At 72.3% G+C, this 16,896-nt stretch carries 18 protein-coding genes; 4 read left to right on the top strand and 14 right to left on the bottom strand.

Features of this window, described 5'->3' with window-relative positions:
- Window positions 1-3: 3 nt before the first annotated feature.
- Window positions 4-1,113 (bottom strand): fatty acid desaturase, encoded by a 1,110-nt coding sequence (locus tag G8E01_RS05285; protein ID WP_166319740.1) that lies wholly within the window; start codon window positions 1,111-1,113, stop codon window positions 4-6.
- A gap of 179 nt (window positions 1,114-1,292) precedes the next feature.
- Between G8E01_RS05285 and G8E01_RS05280 the strand changes: the two genes are divergently transcribed.
- The gene (locus G8E01_RS05280) at window positions 1,293-1,811 is read left to right on the top strand and encodes an NUDIX hydrolase (RefSeq protein WP_166316846.1); all 519 of its coding nucleotides are present in this window, start codon (window positions 1,293-1,295) and stop codon (window positions 1,809-1,811) included.
- Window positions 1,812-1,826: 15 nt separating this feature from the next.
- Here G8E01_RS05280 and G8E01_RS05275 read toward each other — a convergent pair whose 3' ends face one another.
- Genes G8E01_RS05275 through G8E01_RS05260 form a run of 4 tightly spaced genes read right to left on the bottom strand, consistent with a single transcriptional unit; the run spans window position 1,827 to window position 4,880 of the window.
- On the bottom strand, window positions 1,827-2,747 hold the full coding sequence (locus G8E01_RS05275; protein WP_166316843.1) for an ABC transporter substrate-binding protein: 921 nt from the start codon (window positions 2,745-2,747) through the stop codon (window positions 1,827-1,829).
- 14 nt (window positions 2,748-2,761) lie between these two features.
- On the bottom strand, window positions 2,762-3,475 hold the full coding sequence (locus G8E01_RS05270) for an ABC transporter permease subunit (protein WP_166316840.1): 714 nt from the start codon (window positions 3,473-3,475) through the stop codon (window positions 2,762-2,764).
- The gene (locus tag G8E01_RS05265) at window positions 3,472-4,131 is read right to left on the bottom strand and encodes an ABC transporter permease (protein ID WP_166316837.1); all 660 of its coding nucleotides are present in this window, start codon (window positions 4,129-4,131) and stop codon (window positions 3,472-3,474) included. Before G8E01_RS05265 ends, G8E01_RS05270 begins: the two co-directional genes overlap by 4 nt.
- Window positions 4,128-4,880: an ABC transporter ATP-binding protein gene (locus G8E01_RS05260; protein WP_205827225.1), complete on the bottom strand. Its 753-nt coding sequence runs from the start codon at window positions 4,878-4,880 to the stop codon at window positions 4,128-4,130. The genes G8E01_RS05265 and G8E01_RS05260 overlap by 4 nt, the downstream gene beginning before the upstream one ends.
- A 130-nt stretch (window positions 4,881-5,010) precedes the next feature.
- Here G8E01_RS05260 and G8E01_RS05255 point away from each other — a divergent pair, with 130 nt between their 5' ends.
- The 3 genes from G8E01_RS05255 to pgi are packed head-to-tail and all read left to right on the top strand — an operon-like array spanning window position 5,011 to window position 8,502.
- Window positions 5,011-5,442, top strand: coding sequence for a DUF1761 domain-containing protein (locus G8E01_RS05255; RefSeq protein ID WP_166316831.1), 432 nt, complete (start codon window positions 5,011-5,013; stop codon window positions 5,440-5,442).
- Window positions 5,439-6,782 carry a dihydrolipoyl dehydrogenase family protein gene (locus G8E01_RS05250; RefSeq protein WP_166316828.1) on the top strand — a complete coding sequence of 448 codons (1,344 nt, stop codon included), beginning with the start codon at window positions 5,439-5,441 and terminating at the stop codon, window positions 6,780-6,782. The genes G8E01_RS05255 and G8E01_RS05250 overlap by 4 nt, the downstream gene beginning before the upstream one ends.
- 46 nt (window positions 6,783-6,828) lie before the next feature.
- Window positions 6,829-8,502 carry a glucose-6-phosphate isomerase gene (pgi, locus tag G8E01_RS05245; RefSeq protein WP_166316825.1) on the top strand — a complete coding sequence of 558 codons (1,674 nt, stop codon included), beginning with the start codon at window positions 6,829-6,831 and terminating at the stop codon, window positions 8,500-8,502.
- Window positions 8,503-8,628: 126 nt separating this feature from the next.
- Here pgi and G8E01_RS05240 read toward each other — a convergent pair whose 3' ends face one another.
- From G8E01_RS05240 to idi, 9 genes are read right to left on the bottom strand one after another with little or no spacing between them, the layout of a single operon-like run.
- Window positions 8,629-10,167, bottom strand: coding sequence for a DUF2867 domain-containing protein (locus G8E01_RS05240; protein WP_166316822.1), 1,539 nt, complete (start codon window positions 10,165-10,167; stop codon window positions 8,629-8,631).
- Complete coding sequence (locus G8E01_RS05235; protein ID WP_166316819.1) at window positions 10,164-11,342, bottom strand: ferrochelatase; 1,179 nt, start codon at window positions 11,340-11,342, stop codon at window positions 10,164-10,166. The genes G8E01_RS05240 and G8E01_RS05235 overlap by 4 nt, the downstream gene beginning before the upstream one ends.
- 17 nt (window positions 11,343-11,359) lie before the next feature.
- Entirely contained in the window at window positions 11,360-12,220 is an 861-nt protein-coding gene (locus G8E01_RS05230) for a prenyltransferase (protein WP_166316817.1), read from the bottom strand.
- Entirely contained in the window at window positions 12,210-12,506 is a 297-nt protein-coding gene (locus G8E01_RS05225) for a lycopene cyclase domain-containing protein (protein ID WP_166316814.1), read from the bottom strand. Before G8E01_RS05225 ends, G8E01_RS05230 begins: the two co-directional genes overlap by 11 nt.
- Window positions 12,503-12,826 (bottom strand): lycopene cyclase domain-containing protein, encoded by a 324-nt coding sequence (locus tag G8E01_RS05220; RefSeq protein WP_205827224.1) that lies wholly within the window; start codon window positions 12,824-12,826, stop codon window positions 12,503-12,505. The genes G8E01_RS05225 and G8E01_RS05220 overlap by 4 nt, the downstream gene beginning before the upstream one ends.
- Window positions 12,826-14,367 carry a phytoene desaturase family protein gene (gene crtI / locus G8E01_RS05215; RefSeq protein WP_166316808.1) on the bottom strand — a complete coding sequence of 514 codons (1,542 nt, stop codon included), beginning with the start codon at window positions 14,365-14,367 and terminating at the stop codon, window positions 12,826-12,828. Before crtI ends, G8E01_RS05220 begins: the two co-directional genes overlap by 1 nt.
- Window positions 14,364-15,236: a squalene/phytoene synthase family protein gene (locus G8E01_RS05210; RefSeq protein ID WP_166316805.1), complete on the bottom strand. Its 873-nt coding sequence runs from the start codon at window positions 15,234-15,236 to the stop codon at window positions 14,364-14,366. Before G8E01_RS05210 ends, crtI begins: the two co-directional genes overlap by 4 nt.
- A complete protein-coding gene (locus tag G8E01_RS05205; protein ID WP_166316802.1) occupies window positions 15,233-16,276 on the bottom strand; it encodes a polyprenyl synthetase family protein in 1,044 nt (347 codons plus the stop codon). Before G8E01_RS05205 ends, G8E01_RS05210 begins: the two co-directional genes overlap by 4 nt.
- Window positions 16,273-16,851 carry an isopentenyl-diphosphate Delta-isomerase gene (gene idi / locus G8E01_RS05200; protein ID WP_420826041.1) on the bottom strand — a complete coding sequence of 193 codons (579 nt, stop codon included), beginning with the start codon at window positions 16,849-16,851 and terminating at the stop codon, window positions 16,273-16,275. The genes G8E01_RS05205 and idi overlap by 4 nt, the downstream gene beginning before the upstream one ends.
- Window positions 16,852-16,896: the final 45 nt, after the last annotated feature.

The raw sequence follows: 16,896 nt of genomic DNA, 5'->3' as shown, positions 1-16,896 counted from the left end.
TCGCTACGCGCGCCCGAGCCCGGCCGCCGCGGGACACACGAACGGATCCCTCGCCGCCAGCCCCACTCGATTGAGGTATGCGACGACCTGAGCGTACGACTCCCCCATCGACGCCTCGACGTAGGGCACGTCGTGGCTGCGGCAGAAGTCGCGCACCACCTCGCGCGCCTTCCCGAGATACGGCCGCGCCATCGACGGGAAAAGGTGGTGCTCGATCTGATGGTTCAGCCCGCCGTACAGCGCCGTCGCCCACCATCCGCCGCGAATATTGCGCGAGGTGCGCACCTGCTTCGAAAAGAAGTCGAGGCGGGCGTCGGGGGCAATCACGGGCATTCCCTTGTGGTTGGGGGCGAACGACGCGCCCATGTAGACCCCGAATACGGCCAGCTGCACGCCGAGGAAGGCGGCGGCCATGCCGAACGGAAGGACGAAGAACAGGGGCACGAGGAACACCGCGAAGCGTACGGCGAGCAGGGCAAGCTCGACCCAGCGCCGCTTGACGGGGCCCCGTGCGCAGAGCGCAATGACGCTCTGCACGTGGAGATTCACCCCCTCCAGCAGAAGCAGGGGGAAGAAGAGCCACCCCTGCTGTCTCGTGATGAGGCGGCGCAGCCCCCGCGCCCGGGCCGCGTCCTCCTCGAGGAAGGAGATCGTGTCCACGGCGATGTCCGGATCCTTCCCCACCCGATTGGGGTTCGCGTGATGGCGCGAATGCTTGCGGTCCCACCACGCCATGCTCATCCCGATCGCGCCGGCGAGCACCACCCCCAGGCGGTCGTTGGCGGGGCCGGACGCGAGGATCTGGCGGTGCGCGGCCTCGTGCGCGAGAAACGCGACCTGCGTGAAGATGACGCCGAGGCAGGCGGCGATCAGCAGCTGGAACCAGCTCTCGCCCAGCAGGACGAAGCAGGCGATCGCCGCGCCGAGCGCGAGCGCGAGCGCCGCACCCACGAGGGCGTAGAACCCGCGTGCGCGCCGGAAGAGGCCCATTTCGCGGACGACGCCCGAGACCTGAACGTAGGCCTTCGCGATGGGCGGGAAGTCGTCGGCGCCAGCATAGGTCTGGCGGACAGGTCCGAGCGTGCTCGGGCGGACGGTCTGGCTGGAAGAGATATCAGCACCGGTCTCGTCGGCGGCGTCGCCGAAGCGTCGTCGCGATGTGGGCGGCGGGCATCCGCCCGCCGACGCCTTCACGGTACGGCGTCGTGCATACGTGGGGCGGCATGTGCGCCCTCGTCCGAACGGATCCGGCCGGGGCGGAGGGGCGCGGCCCCTCGTGCGAGGATCGGGAGATGGATGTGCTCTCCGAGCTGCGCGGCGCCCCCGCGAGTCCCGCCCGCGATCGATTCCTCGCCTTCGCCGTCGACGGCGGCGAGCAGGCGCTCTGGAAGGGGCTGGCCCCGGAGCACCTCACGGCGTCGTGCTTCGTGTTCTCGGCGGACGGCGCGCGCATCCTCTTGACCCATCACCGCAAGGGCGGGTTCTGGGTCCAGTTCGGGGGTCACCTCGAGCGCCGGGACGCGACGCTCGCGGACGCCGCGCGGCGCGAGGCGCGCGAGGAATCCGGGATCCGCGAGCTGGACCTGGCGCGCGCGCGGATCGTCGACCTCGAGCGCCATGCGCTCGGTGGCGGGTTCGCCTGCGCCGCGCACTGGGACGTCGGGTTCGTCGCGCTCGCCCCGGAAGGCGCGACCGTCGCGGTGAGCGCGGAGAGCCTCGACGTGCGCTGGTTCGACGTCTCCGCGCTCCCGGACATGAGCGCCGCGGGGCTCGCCCCGCGGATCGCGACGGCGCGCGCGGCGCTCGGCTGAGCGCCGCGCGGCCCGTCAGTCGAACAGGCCGGACTCGTCGAGCCAGCCCTCGGCAATGTCCTCGGACGACATCTTGTCCTCGGAGCTCTGGGCGTTCAGCTCAATGAGGTCCTCGGTCGTGAGCGCGCCCTGCACGGCGTTGATGGCCGTCACGGCCTCCTCGCTCGCGGCGTCGGAGGAGATGAGCGGCACGACGTTCTGCGCCAGCACCATGTCCTCCGGGTCCTCGAGCGTGACGAGGTCGTTCGCGGCGATGGACGGCGTCGTCGAGTAGATGTCTGCCATCTCGACGTCTCCGTCCAACAGCGCCTGGAGGGTGTTGGGGCCGCCGCCGTCGTTGATCGGCACGAGCGTCGCGTCGATGCCGTACACGTCCTTCAGGCCCGGGATCCCATACGGCCGCTCGGCGAGCTCGGGGTTCGCGGCGACGCGGATCTCCATGTCGAGGTCGGCGAGGTCGGCGAGGCTCGTGACCCCGTACTCCTCGCTGAACTCGCGCGTGACGTTGTACGAGTCGGCGTCGGCTGCCTCGGCCATCTCGAGCACGTCGTAGCCCTCCGGCACGGCATCGGACAGCGCCTCGTACACGGCGTCGGCCCCCTCGGCCTCGACCGAGTCGTCGAAGAACTGCAGGAGGTTCCCCGTGTAGTCCGGGACCAGGTCGACGGATCCGTCCTCGAGCGCGGCGATGTACACCTCGCGCGACCCGATGGCGGGCGACACCGACACGTCGAGACCGGCGCGCTCGAGCGCTCCGGCGTAGATGTAGGCGATGATCTCCGACTCGGCGAAGGCGGCCGAGCCGACCGTGATCGTGTCGCCGCTCCCCTCGGAGGATCCCTCGCTGGCCAGCGGGTCCGAGGACCCACAGCTCGCCAGGACGAGGGCGGTAGCGGCGAGCGTCGCTCCCGCCGCGAGGCGTGATGTCGTGCGCATGGCGTTCCTGCCTTTCATGATGCGGCCTCCGTGACGGGGCCGCGGGTTCGTCGGTCACGGTATCCGGTGCCCCGGACACCTCGGGGGGTGATCGCGCGCTGCGCCCCGGCGAAGGCGAGGTCGACGACCAGGGCCAGTGCGATGACGATAAGGGATCCGCCGAGCATCTGCGCGTAGTCGCGCACGGCGAGGCCGTCGATGAGGAAGCGGCCGAGGCCGCCGAGCGGGAGGAACGCCGCGACCGTCCAGGTGGCGATCACCTGGAGCGCCGCCGAGCGCACGCCGCCCGCGATGAGCGGCAGCGCCAGGGGCAGCTCGACCTGCCAGACCATCTGCCACGTGGTGAATCCGACGGCGCGCGCGGCTCCGCGGGTGGCGGGGTCGATCGCCTCCACGCCCGCGTACGCGCCCGCGAGAATCGGCGGGATCGCCAGAATGACGAGGGCGATGAGCGGCGCCATCAGGCCGGTGCCGAGCAGCAGCGCGAGGAGCGTGACCAGGCCGAGGGTAGGGAGCGCGCGCAGCGCGCCCGTGAACGGGACGACGACCTCGCGCCCGCGGCCCGTGTGCCCGATCGCCACGCCGACCGGCAACGCGATGGCGACGGCGATCGCCAGCGTGAGCCCCGAATACGCGAGGTGCTCGCCCAGCCGCGCGCCCGCGCCCGCCGGCCCCTGCCACGTCGCGGGGTCGAGGACCCAGGCGACGGCATCCGCGAAGACGTTCACGCGCGCACCCCCGTCCGCGTCGCAGCGCGGCGCGTCCACGGCATCGCAAGCCGTCCCGTGAGCACGATCACGGCGTCCAGCACGAGCGCGATGAGGACAGTGCCGACGACGCCCACCGCGATCTCCGTGACGTAGCCGCGCTGGTATCCATCGACGAAGAAGTAGCCGAGCGACTGCACGCCGATGAGGGATCCGACCGTCACGAGGCTCACGGTGCTCACGGAGACGACGCGCAGGCCGGCGAGCAGCACGGGGCCGGCGGCGGGCAGGTCGACCCCCCAGAATCGCTGCCACCCGCCGAAGCCCACCGCGGTGGCCGCGAGGCGCAGGTCACCGTCGACGGAGGCGAGCGCGTCCGCCGTCGTCCGCAGCATGAGGGCGAGCGCGTAGATCGTGAGCGCGACGACGACGTTGAGGGGATCGAGGATCTGCGTGCCGATGAGCGCGGGCATGACGATGAACAGCGGGAGCGAGGGGATCGCGTAGAGCAGTCCCGAGATGCTCAACAGCACGCCGCGTCCCACGTTGTTGCGGTTCGCCAGCCACCCGAGCGGGAGCGAGATGGCGGCGCCCAGCAGCGTCGGCACGAGGGCGAGGACCACGTGCTGCCCCGCGTAGCGCGCGATCTGGTCGAGGTTCGCGGCGAGCCAGGTCATCGCAGAATGCTGCGGGGACGGCCCGCGTCGATAAAGCGGGCGACGAAGTCGTCGGCCGGGGTCTCGAGGAGCTCCTGCGGGGATCCGATCTGCGCGACGCGCCCGCCGGGGCGGAAGAGCGCGACCTGGTCGCCGAGGAGGAAGGCCTCGTCGATGTCGTGCGTGACGAACACGATCGTCTTTCCGAAGTCCTCGCGGAGGCGCCGGAGTTCCTCCTGCAGCTCGGCGCGCACGACGGGGTCGACGGCGCCGAACGGCTCGTCCATGAGGAGGATCTCGGTGTCCGCGGCGAGCGCCCGCGCGACGCCCACGCGCTGCTGCTGCCCGCCCGAGAGCTGCGACGGATATCGCTTCGCCAACGCCGTGTCGAGACCTACGGCCGCCATCATCTCCATGGCGCGCTCGCGCGCCGCGGCGCGAGCCGTGCCGGACAACAGCGGGACGGTAGCGACGTTGTCGACGACCGTGCGGTGTGGCAGGAGGCCGGCGTGCTGCATCACGTAGCCGATGGAGCGGCGCAGCGCGACGGGTTCGCGGCCCGCGACGTCCTCCCCGCCCACGAGCACGACGCCCGAGGTGGGGTCGACCATCCGGTTGATCATGCGCAGCGCGGTGGTCTTGCCGCTGCCGGAGGACCCCACGAAACACGTGGTCGTGCCGCGCTCGACAACGAGGTCGACGCCATAGACGGCGAGCGTTCCGTCCGGGAACCTCTTGGACACGCCTCGAAACTCCACGGCCGCGTTCATGACGAATCCCCTCGATCGGACAGCGCGTGCCTCGACGCTACCGCGATCCCGGCGGCGCGGCGCGGGCCCGCGCGAGACACCACACATATCGCCGCTTCTGCGCCTCGCACGCGGGCGCTACGGTCGAGGCATGATTCCGGAGATCAACTATTACGCCGTCGTGCTGGCCGCGTTGTCCTCGCTCGTCGTGGGCAGCGTCTGGTACTCCCCGCGGGTCTTCGGGACGCGCTGGTCGCGACTCGCGAACGTCTCCATGGAGGGCGAGGCCAAAGACGCCGTCGGCCCGATCATGCTGACGGTGATCGTGAGCTTCGTCACGGCCTGGGTGTTGGCGGGCGCCGCGACGATCGCGTGGCACTTCTATTCGGGCAGCTACCTGCTCTCCGCGGTCGTGACGGCCGCGCTCATGTGGGTCGGTTTTACCGCCGCGCGTGTCATCACCCACGACGCGTTCGAGCGGCGGCCCGCCGGCCTGACGCTGTTGACCATCTCGCACGAGTGCGTGACCATCGTCGTCATGGGAATCATCATCGGCGTGTGGCCGCCGGCGGGGACCGTATGAGCGACACCGAGCTCGACCTTCTCGTTCTGGGATCCGGCACGGCGGGCGTCGCCGCGGCCGCCGCGTGCGCGGCGGAGGGCTGGCGCGTCGCGGTCGCCGACCCCGCGCCGTTCGGTGGCACGTGCGCGCTGCGCGGGTGTGACCCGAAGAAGATTTTGCGGCGCGGGGCGGAGATCGTCGACGCCGCGCGCCTGCTGGAGGGGCGCGGCATCGACCCCGCGGGCCTCGCGATCGACTGGGCGGGGCTAATGGCGCACAAGCGGGGGTTCACGGACGCCATGCCGCAGCGCATCGAGCAGCACCTCGACAGTCTCGGCGTGCGGATCCTCCGGGGCGCGGGGGCCTGGGTGTCGCCGGAGGTCGTGGAGGTCGCGGGCGAGCGGATCCGCGCGCGCCACGTCGTCATCGCGACGGGCGCGGTGCCGCGGCCGCTCGGATTCGACGGCGCCGACCTCGTCACCGACAGCACGGGCTTCCTCGAGCTGGAGGCGCTCCCCGAGCGCATCGTGTTCATCGGGGGCGGATTCATCTCGTTCGAGTTCGCGCACATCGCCGCGCGCGCCGGCGCCGCCTGCACGATCGTGCACCGGCACGAGCGCCCCCTGTCGGGCTACGACCCGGATCTCGTCGACGCGCTCACCGTGCGCACGGCGGAGCTCGGCGTGCGGATCGAGAAGGACCGCGACGTCGCGGCGGTGCGCCGCGCGGGCGCAGCGCTCGAGGTGACGCTGAACGACGGATCCGTCATCGCCGCAGACCTCGTCGTGCACGGGGCCGGGCGGGTCCCGAACACGCGCGCCCTCGGGCTCGACGCCGGCGGCATCGCCCACTCGGAGCGCGGCATCGCGGTCGACGACCAGCTTCGCAGCACCTCGAATCCACGCGTGTTCGCCGCCGGCGACGTCGCCGACTCCCCCGGCGCCCCGCTGACACCGGTAGCGTCCCTGGAGGGCTCCGCCGTCGCCCAGACCCTGCTCGGAACGGGCACCGCGCCGAACTACCGCGGCATCCCGCGCACGGTGTTCACGATCCCCGAGCTCACGCGCGTCGGCCTCGATGCAGACGAGGCGCGCGAGGCGGGCCATCGCGCGCGGGTTGACCCATCCGACACCGCCGAGTGGTTCTCGAACTATCGGGTGGGCGAGACGGCCGCCGCGGCGCACGTGGTCGTGGACGAGGACACGGACGTCGTCCTCGGCGCGCAGCTCCTGGGCCCCGAGTACGCCGAACTCGTGAACGTGTTCGCGCTCGCCGTGCGGCTGGGCCTGACGACGGCACAGCTGGGAGACGTCGTGATGGCGTATCCGACCGTCGGATCCGACCTCGCCTCCCTTCTGTGACCGCACCCGCGCGCGCGAGCGGCGCGCGGGTCGGTAGGTTGGCACCATGACTGCTCCCGTCGATCCCACGACCACGGCCGCCTGGGCCGATCTCGCGCGCCTCAGCGACGCGCTCACGCCGGACCTGCGCGGCTGGTTCGCCACCGACGAGACGCGTGCCGAGCGCTACTCGTTCGGTCTCGCCGACCTGCACGTCGACCTGTCGAAGAACCTCGTGACGGACGAGATCCTGGAGGCGCTCGTCCGGCTCGCCGAGGAGACCGGCGTGGCGGAGCGCTTCGACGCGATGCTCGAGGGCGCGCACATCAACACGACCGAGGACCGCGCGGTCCTGCACACCGCCCTCCGGCGCCCCGAGGGATCGACGCTCCTCGTCGACGGCCAGGACATCGACCACGACGTGCAGGAGGTGCTCGCGCGCATCGAGGCGTTCGCGAACCGCGTGCGTTCGGGCGAGTGGACCGGTGTGACGGGCAAGCGCGTCACCCACGTCGTCAACATCGGCATCGGCGGATCCGACCTCGGCCCCGTCATGGTCTACGAGGCGCTCGCGCCGTACGCGGATGCGGGCATCGAGGCGCGGTTCGTCTCGAACATCGACCCCACCGACCTCGCCCAGAAGACGGCGGACCTGGATCCGGAAACGACGCTGTTCATCGTCGCGTCGAAGACGTTCACGACGCTCGAGACGCTGACGAACGCGCGTCTGGCCCGCGACTGGCTCTGGGCCGGCTTGGCCGCGCGCGGGGCGGTCGCCGACGACGACGAGGCGCGCACGGACGCCGTCGGGCGCCACTTCGTCGCCGTCTCCACGGCGCTGGAGAAGGTGGCCGAGTTCGGCATCGACCCCGACAACGCCTTCGGGTTCTGGGACTGGGTCGGCGGGCGGTACTCGGTCGATTCGGCGATCGGGACCTCGCTCGCCGCCGTGTTCGGGCCGGCCGCGTTCCGCGAGCTGCTCGCCGGATTCCACGCCGTCGATGAGCACGTCCGGAACACGCCGCTTTCGCGCAACGTCCCCATCCTCATGGGGCTCCTCAACGTCTGGTACACGAACTTCCGCGGGGCACAGTCGCACGCGATCCTGCCCTACGCGCAGCAGCTGAGCCGGTTCGCCGCATACCTGCAGCAGCTCACGATGGAGTCGAACGGCAAGTCAGTGCGCTGGGACGGATCGCCCGCGACCACCGACACGGGCGAGGTGTTCTGGGGCGAGCCCGGCACGAACGGCCAGCACGCGTTCTACCAGCTGATCCACCAGGGCACGCGCCTCATCCCCGCCGACTTCATCGCGTTCGCCACGCCCGCCTACCCCCTGGCCGATGGCGGCCGCGACGTCCACGGGCTCCTCCTCGCGAACTTCCTCGCGCAGACCAAGGCGCTCGCGTTCGGGAAGACGGCGGAGGAGGTCGAGGCCGAGGGCACCACGGGTCCGCTCGTCGCCGCGCGCACGTTCAGCGGCAACCGCCCGACGACGTCTATCTTCGCCCCGGCGCTCACCCCGGCCGTCCTCGGCCAGCTCATCGCGCTGTACGAGCACATCACCTTCACGCAGGGCGTGGTGTGGGGCATCAACTCGTTCGATCAGTGGGGCGTGGAGCTCGGCAAGCAGCTCGCACTACAGATCGCGCCCGCGATCGAGGGCGACGAGGAGGCCGTGGCCGCGCAGGACGCGTCCACCCGCAGCCTCCTCGCCTACTACCGCGCTCACCGCTCCTGAGCCGCCGGCGGGCGCGCCGCGGATCCGGATCCGTGACGCGCCCGCCCGTGCGGAGCGCGCCTCACGCGGGCTCGCGGATCCGCGCGGCCCCGGCCGAGGCGTCGCCGCCCGCGCGCGAGAGTCGCGTCACGCGGGCGCCTGGCGCTCCGCCTCCCGGACGATACGGTCGACCATGCCGCGGAAGATGAACCCGTGGAAGGGCAGGACCGAGAGCCAGTACAGGCGGCCGGCGAGTCCGCGCGGGAAGAACACGGCCCGTTGGCGGTAGGACAGGCCGCCCTCCTCCTCGGCGATCCCGAGCTCCAGCCACGCCTCGCCGGGCATGCGCATCTCCGCTCGCAGGCGCAGGAGATGGCCCGGGTCGAGGCGCTCGACGCGCCAGACATCGACGGCGTCTCCCTCGACCAGGCGGCCCCGCTCCCGACGCCCGCGGCGGACGCCGACGCCTCCGAGCGCGCGGTCCATGAGGCCCCGCAGCGCCCAGAGCACGGAGGAGGAATACCACCCCGTGGCGCCGCCGATCTGCGTGATCACCTGCCAGATCGCGTCGCGGTCGGCGGTCGTCGCGCGGCGGCGGACATCCGTAAAGACCGTGCGCCCCGCCCAGTCCGGGTCGCTCGGCAGCGGGTCGCTCGGTGCGCCCACCACGCGCTGATCGACCCAGCTCGTCTCGACCGCGTCGACCTCGATCCGGCCGAGCGCGAGGCGCACGGCCTCGCGGTAGGAGGTCAGCCCGCCCTCCGGCTCGGGAAGGATCTCGGAGGCGGCCCCGTCCTGCACGATGCAGTCGTTCTGCAGCGACTCCACGAGCGGGCGAGCGATCTGCCGGGGCACGGGGGTCACGAGGCCCACCCAGTGCGACGCGAGGCGCGGGGTGAACACCGGCAGGGCGGCGATGCCGCGCTGCGGCAACCCCGCCTCCACGGCGTACCCGTTCATCATCTGGCCGTACCGGAGGACGTCGGGGCCGCCGATGTCGACGGCCCGGTTGACGTCGGCGTCCACGCGTGCGGCCGCCAGCAGGTAGTGGAGCACGTCGCGGACCGCGATGGGCTGGATCCAGTTGCGCACCCAGCGCGGGGCCGGCATGTAGGGCAACACTTCCGTCAGGTGGCGCACCATCTCGAACGACGCGGACCCGGATCCGATCACGACGCCGGCCTGCAGCACGAGCGCGGGCGCCTCGCCCTCGAGGAGGATCCGCCCCACCTCCGCGCGGGAGGCGAGGTGGGGCGAGAGCCGGACCCCCTCCGGGTGCAGCCCGCCGAGATACACGACGCGCCGCACGCCCGCGGAGGCCGCGGCATGCGCCACCGTCTCCGCGATCCGCCGGTCGCGCTGGGCGAAGTCGGTCCCCGCCCCCATGGAGTGCACGAGGTGGTAGACCACGTCGACGCCGGCCATCGCGCGGCCGACGGCGTCGGGGTCCGCCGCGTCGCCCTCGACGATGTCGATCCGGTCGGCCCACGGCATCGCCCCCACGCGTCCCCGCGAGCGCGAAAGCGCGCGCACGCGGTAGCCCGCGCCGAGGAGGCGCGGCACGAGCCGGCCGCCGAGATAGCCGGTCGCCCCGAGCACTAGGACGAGGGGGTGGGTGCCCGCCGGGGCGGCGAGCGCCTCTTCCTCCCCCGTCGGCGCGCTCAGGCCGCCGGTCCGGTCGGTCACGGCGCCACCCCCGCCGCCGCGGGCCGGAATCCGAGGCGCGCGTTCTCGCAGCACCCGGGTCGGCACACGTCGAACCACGGCCCGAGCTGTGTCGCGTGCGGGCGGTCGGAGGCGGGAACGGCGGCGGAACGCTCCTCGATGAGGTCGACGAGCGCGGTCACGAACGCGCGGTCGACGCCCGGGGTCGGCGTGCGCACGGCGGCGATCCCGGCGTCCTCGGCGGCCTCGAGCGCCTCGTTGTCGAGGTCCCACATGACCTCCATGTGATCGCTGACGAACCCGATGGGCGCGATCGCAACGCCCGTGACGCCCTCCCCCGGGAGCTCGGCGATCCGGTCGCAGATGTCGGGCTCGAGCCAGGGCTGCGTCGGCGGGCCCGAGCGCGACTGGAACACCAGCTCCCATCGCACGTCGCGGGCGGCCGCCGACGCGGCGCGCACGCGCTCCATGACGGCCTCGGCGACCGCACGGTGCTGCGCCTCGTAGGCACCGCCCGGGCCGAAGTCCTCGTCCCGCGGCCCCGAGCGCACCGCATCGTCGGTGGGGATCGAATGCGTCGTGAAGAGCACGCGCGTGTGCTCCGGGCGGCTTCCGTCCGCGAACATCTTCTCCAGCCCCTCGACGAGACCGGGCACGAAGGACTCGACGAAGCCCGGGTGGTCGAAGAACTGACGCACCTTATCGATCGTCACGTGGCCCGCCTGGCCGGACTCGACGAGGGCACGCGCGAAGTCCTCGCGGTACTGGCGGCAGCTCGAATAGGAACTGTAGGCGCTCGTGGCGATGCCGAGCAGGCGGGTGTGCCCGTTGTCGGCCGCGCGCTGAACGGCATCCGGGAGGTACGGATCCCAGTTCCGGTTTCCCCAGTAGACCGGGAGGTCGAGGCCGCGGCGCGCGATCTCCTCCGTCAGGGCCTGCCGGAGCTGGCGGTTGTGCTCGTTGATCGGGCTCACGCCGCCGAAGTGGCGGTAGTGCGTCGCGACCTCCTCGAGTCGCTCGTCCGGGATGCCGCGCCCGCGCGTGACGTTCCGGAGGAACGGGATGACGTCGTCCTGACCCTCGGGCCCGCCGAAGCCGGCGAGGAGGACCGCGTCGTATGGCTGCGGCTCGGTCACGTGCGGGGCGCCCGAGGCGGAGGCCGGGGAGGCGTGGGGGACGGGGTGCGCGGAGGTCATGCGCTCTCCAATCGGGGTCAGGCGGTCCGGATCGCGAAGACGATGAGGAGCATCGTCACGACGAAACCGCAGGCGAAGTTGATCCACAAGAACCGACGCCACCCGCGGTTGGCGCGGGCGGATTCGGCGTCGGACACGTTGAGGTAGGGCCACGCGGCCCAGAGATAGGGCACGACGAGGAGTCCGGCCCAGGCGCCGGGCGATCCCACCGTCGCGAGGAGGATTCCCGCCGCCGCCCAGGCGGCGACGGCGAACCGCACGGTCCCGCGCGCGCCCAGCACCGTGGCGATCGACGAGATCCCGCCCTCGCGATCGGGGACGACGTCCTGCACCGCGCCGAACGCGTGGCTTGCCATGCCCCAGAGGAAGAACGCCGTCAGGATGGCCGCGAGCGCCGGATCCCACGCGCCGCCCGCCAGCACGACGCCGTACACGGCGGGACTCACGAAGTGCGTGCTCGAGGTCACGGAGTCGAGCACCGGGATCTCCTTGAACCGGAACGGCGGGGCCGAGTAGGCGACGACCGCGAACAGGCTGAGCGCGAGAACGGCCCAGGACCACGGCGACCCCGCGATCGCGAGGAACACGACGAACGGCGCGCACGAGAGAGCCGCGGCCACGAGCACCGCGCGGTGGCGGGCCGGATCGAGCAGAGCCCCCTCGACGCCGCCCTTGCGGGGATTGGCGAGGTCAGAGGCGTAGTCGAACACGTCGTTGATGCCGTACATCGCGAGGTTGTACGGGACGAGGAAGAACAGCGTCCCCAGCACGAGGACGAGGTCCACCTCCCGCGCGACCAGAACGTACGCGGCGGCAAACGGGTAGGCCGTGTTGATCCAGCTGAGCGGCCGGGACACGGCGACAAGGTCACGGATCACGGCGCCCCCTGAGGAGAGTCCAGGCGGCGGGCAAGAGGAGGCACGCCGCGATCGGGTAGGCGAAGTCCTCGATCGGCGCTCGTCCGATGCGCACGCCGACGAGGTGGGCGTCATCGTATGCCACGAGACCCGCGGCGATCATGAGGCTGTCGAAGACGGCCGTCAGGGCGACGAGCGCGATTGCCGCGAGCGCGATCGCCGCGATACGGACCCCGCCGCGGCGCGTCGCCAGCGACGCCACGAGGGCGACGGCGAGGAAAGGCAGGCACAGCACGAGGTAGGTCACGGCGTCCTCCTCGCGGCGAGGATCCGCTCGGCGCCCACCACGAGCACCATGGTGAGCTCGCACAGGAACGCAAGGAACACGACCTCCTCGATCGGAAGCTCCGGGCCGAGCAGAATTCCCGTCATGAACGCCGTGTCTCCCCGAAAGAAGACGCCGAGCGCGATGCCCGCGATGTCCCAGGCCAGGAAGAAGCACACGCCGATCGCGATCACGACGAGCGCCCGCCCCGGCGCGGCGCCGAGGAAGAGGCGGTGGCGAAGGTCGAGCGTCACCACGCCGGCGAGCGCGACGACGAGGCACGCGAGATAGACGAGTCCCATCAACGCACCTCCAGCGGGCCCGCGCTCGTGTCGCCGCGCAGCCGCTTGAGGACGAGCTCGGCGCTGATGAGGCACATGGGGAGCCCGATGCCGGGGATCGTCGTCGCTCCCGCGAACAGCAGCCCGTCGACGCGTTTCGAGACGTTGCGCCCGCGCAGGAAGGCGCTCTGGCGGAGAGTGTGCGCCGGCCCGAGCGCTCCCCCGCGCCACGCGCCGAACTCGCGCTCGAAGTCCGCCGGTCCGACCGTGCGGCGCACGATGACGCGCTCGGCGAGGTCCTCGATCCCCGCCCACTCCGCGACCTGCGCGATCGCCCGGTCGACGGTGCGCTCGACGCGGTGATCGCCCGCGCCCTCGTCGCCTCCCGCGCCGATCGCGACGTCGGCCGGGACCGGCACGAGCACGAAGAGGTTCTCGTGTCCGGGCGGGGCGACGGTGTCGTCAGACGCGCTGGGGCGGCAGACGTACAGGGACGCGGGGTCGGGGATCCGCGGCTCGTCGCCATAGATCGCCTCGAAACCGGCCTCCCAGTCACGCGTGAAGAACAGCGAGTGATGCGCGAGCTCGGGCAGCTCCCCGCGGACGCCAAGGAGCGCGAGCACGGCCCCGGGGCCGGGGTTGCGCGCGTCCCACCACGCGTCCGAACGCTCGCGGTGCTCGGGCGCGAGGAGCTCGCGCTCCGTCACCCGCAGGTCGGCGGTGGAGACGACGACATCGGCGGCGAGGACCCGCCGCTCGCCCTCCGGAGACTCCACCTCAACCCCCGCCACGCGACCGTCCTCGACGACGATGTGGCGCGCGGGCGTGGAGCGGAGAATCCGCACCCCCGCGTCCTCGGCGACGCGCGCGATCGCGCGGATGACCGCGGCGAAGCCTCCACGGGGGTACAGCACCCCCTGACCGACGTCGAGGTGCGTCATCAGGTGGTACATGCTCGGCGCGGCAGACGGGGAGGTGCCGAGGAACACGGCGGGGTATCCGAGCACCTGCTGCGCGCGGCGGTCGCCGGTGTGCGCCGCGATGAACGCGTCCAGCGGCTGCGTGAGCAGGCGGGCAAGCCGCGGGAGACGGCGCACCGTGTCGCGCGTGAGAAGCGGGGAGAGGCGCTCGAACGTGCTGTAGAGGAAGGTGTCGGTGGCGATCCGGTAGGTGTCGGATGCGGACTCCAGATACGCATCGATGCGCTCCGCGGCGGACGGATCCAGGCCCACGAGCGCGTCGCGGGCGCCGCCCGCGGGCAGGTTGAAGGGTTCCGCGTCCCCCTCGAAGAACACGCGGTAGGCGGGGTCGAGCGTCACGAGGTCGAGCTCGGCCGCGGCCGACGTGCCCATCAGCCGGAAGAAGTGATCGAAGACCTCGGGCATCAGGTACCACGACGGCCCCGTATCGAACGCAAACCCGTCGCGCTCGTAGCGGCCCGCGCGCCCGCCGAGGTCGGCCCGCGCCTCGACGAGGGTCACGTCGTCGCCCTCGCGCGCGAGCAACGCCGCCGTCGCGAGGCCCGAGATGCCGCCGCCGATCACGACGCTCCGGCGGCTCATGCGCTCACCCGTCCCGCCGCCGCGAGCGCGAGGATCCGCGCCTTCTCCGCGGGCGGCACGGAGGCGCGCGAGCGCCGGACCTCGGCCGCGGGCGTCTCGGCGAGGATCCGGTTGAGCCGCGCGAACAGGCCCCACGCGGCGGCCGTCGCGCGGCGCGACGCCGGCGGTAACCGGTCGATCGCCCGGCGTGCGACGGCGAGGTCGGCGTCGATGTCGTCGACAACCGCGTCCTTGTCGGCATCCGTAAACCGCGCGGGGTCGATGCCGGGCAGGTACGTCCGGCCGAGCCGGTCGCAGTCATCGGCCAGGTCGCGGAGGAAGTTCACCTTCTGGAAGGCCGCGCCCAGCTTTCTGGCCCCCTCGTCCAGCTGCGCGTCGATGGCGATCCCCCGCCCTTCCTGCGCGAAGGCGCGCAGGCACATGGAGCCGACGACCTCCGCGGATCCATAAATATAGGCCCGATAGGCCGCGTCGTCGAAGGCGCGCTCGCCGCGGGCGTCCGTACGCATCGAGGCGAAGAACGGTCGCACGAGCGCCTCGTCGATCCCCGTGCGGCGCGCCGTGACGGCGAAGGCGTGCACGACGAGGTTCGCGCTGAAGCCGGTGCGCAGCGCGCGGAGCGTGTCGTGTTCGAGGGCGTCGACGAGCTCGAGCGTCTCCCCCGCCGTCACCCCCGCCTCGCTCGCGGGGCCGTCGACGACCTCGTCCGCGACGCGCACGAGCGCGTAGATGTCAGCGATGTGCCCGCGCACGCGGCGCGGGAGGAGCCTGCTGGCGAGACCGAAGGACGTCGAGTACGCGCCGATGACGCGCGCCGACGCGGCGCGCGCCGTGGCCGTGTACAGCTCCAGGCCCGTGGCGGCGCTCACGCGTCACGCTCCATGGAATGGCGCGCGAGGCGCGTGAGCTCTCGCGCGAGGACGCCCGGCAGCGCGGCGTCCGCGATGCGGGCGCGGATCCGCTCGTGTCGGTCGGCAATGAAGCGCTCCATGTCGGCCGCCGCGCCGCTCGCAACGAGCGCCTCGCGCAGGCGGGCCGCGTCGTTGTCGTCGAGGCCGCGCCGGCCGAACAGATGAGAGACCGCCTCCCAGGCCGGGTGTCCCTCGGCGTGGGCGACGAGAAGGGTGCGCTTGCCCTCTCGAAGGTCGCCCGTCGCGGTCTTTCCTGTGCGCGCGACGGTCCCGAATACCCCGAGCATGTCGTCGCGGAGCTGGAAAAGGACGCCCATGTCGGTCCCGATCTCGTCGAGTGCGGCGAGGGCGTCCTCGCCCGCGCCCGCCAGCACGGCCCCGGCGCGAAGCGGCGCCGAGAACGAGTACGCGGCGGTCTTGCGCGCCATCATGCGCAGGATGTCCTCGGGCGTGGGGGCGAGAGTCCCGAGCGCGAAGCCGATATCCGCGTGCTCGCCGGCCGCCGTGAGGTCCAGGCAATCGTCGACGATCTCGTGGATCCGACCCCGCGTATCGGCGCGCACGCGCGCGACCAACGCGTGCGTCGCGCTGAGGAGGAGGTCGCCAGCCAGGAGAGCGGATCCGGAACCCCAGGCCGTCGACGGGCGCGGGGCCACTCCGGCGCCGAGCGCGTCCTCGGCGAACCGCCCGGCGAGGTTCGGGTGCCCCCGCCGCACGAGGTCGCCGTCCAGGACATCGTCGTGCAGGAGGAGGGCCGTGTGCATGACCTCGAACGCGGCCGCGATGAGGACGGCATCGGACGGCTCGGATCCGCCGTAGGCGTCGTGCGCGCTCCTGACAAGCAGGGGGCGGAGCCGCTTTCCGCCGCGCGACGATTCCGCCGCGCGGCGCCAGAGCGCCTCGTGCGCGCTCCCCACGGCGGCCGCCCGTGCGACGCGCGCGGCGAAGAACTCCTCGAGCACGGCGTCGACGTCGCCCCGCGTCGCGACGGCGCTCACGCGGCCGCCTCCGCTCGTTGCCACGCGTGGGCGCCGATGACCCCGGAGGCGCCCGACAGCTGCCGCGCCTGCATCACGAGCCAGGGGCTGAAGGCCCACGGGGCCGCCTGCAGCGCCGCGGCGAGGTCGTGCGCCTCGACCCAGCGCGTGTCCATGACTTCCTCGGGAACCGGGCGGAGGGGTGACGCCGGGCGCGCGAGATACACGGGGCAGATCTCATTCTCGACCACGCCGCTGGCATCGACGGCGCGGTACCGGAAGTCGGGCAGGGCGAGTCTCATGTCGGCCACACGGAGGCCGAGCTCATCCTGCGCGCGGCGCTCGACGGCGTCGGGGATCGGCTCGAACGGCGCGGGGTGCCCGCAGAACGCGTTCGTCCAGGTTCCTGGCCAGGCGCGCTTCGTGAGAGCCCGGCGGGTGAGGAGCACACGGCCGTCATCGTCGACGACGTGGCACGAGAAGGCGAGGTGGAGCGGCGTCGCGGCGTGGTGGACCGTCGCCTTGTCGGTGACGCCCGTGGGACGGCCGCTGTCGTCGAGCAGGACGACGCGTTCTGTGGTGGCGTGCACTTCCACTCCTTCGGTTAATTACTCGCCAATCTAACTACTAGCACGGAAGAT

Origin of the sequence: Microbacterium excoecariae (assembly GCF_011326725.1) — a bacterium.
GTDB lineage: Bacteria > Actinomycetota > Actinomycetes > Actinomycetales > Microbacteriaceae > Microbacterium > Microbacterium excoecariae.
The sequence above is the reverse complement of the archived record's forward strand: the minus strand, read 5'-3'. Positions and strand labels throughout refer to the sequence as shown.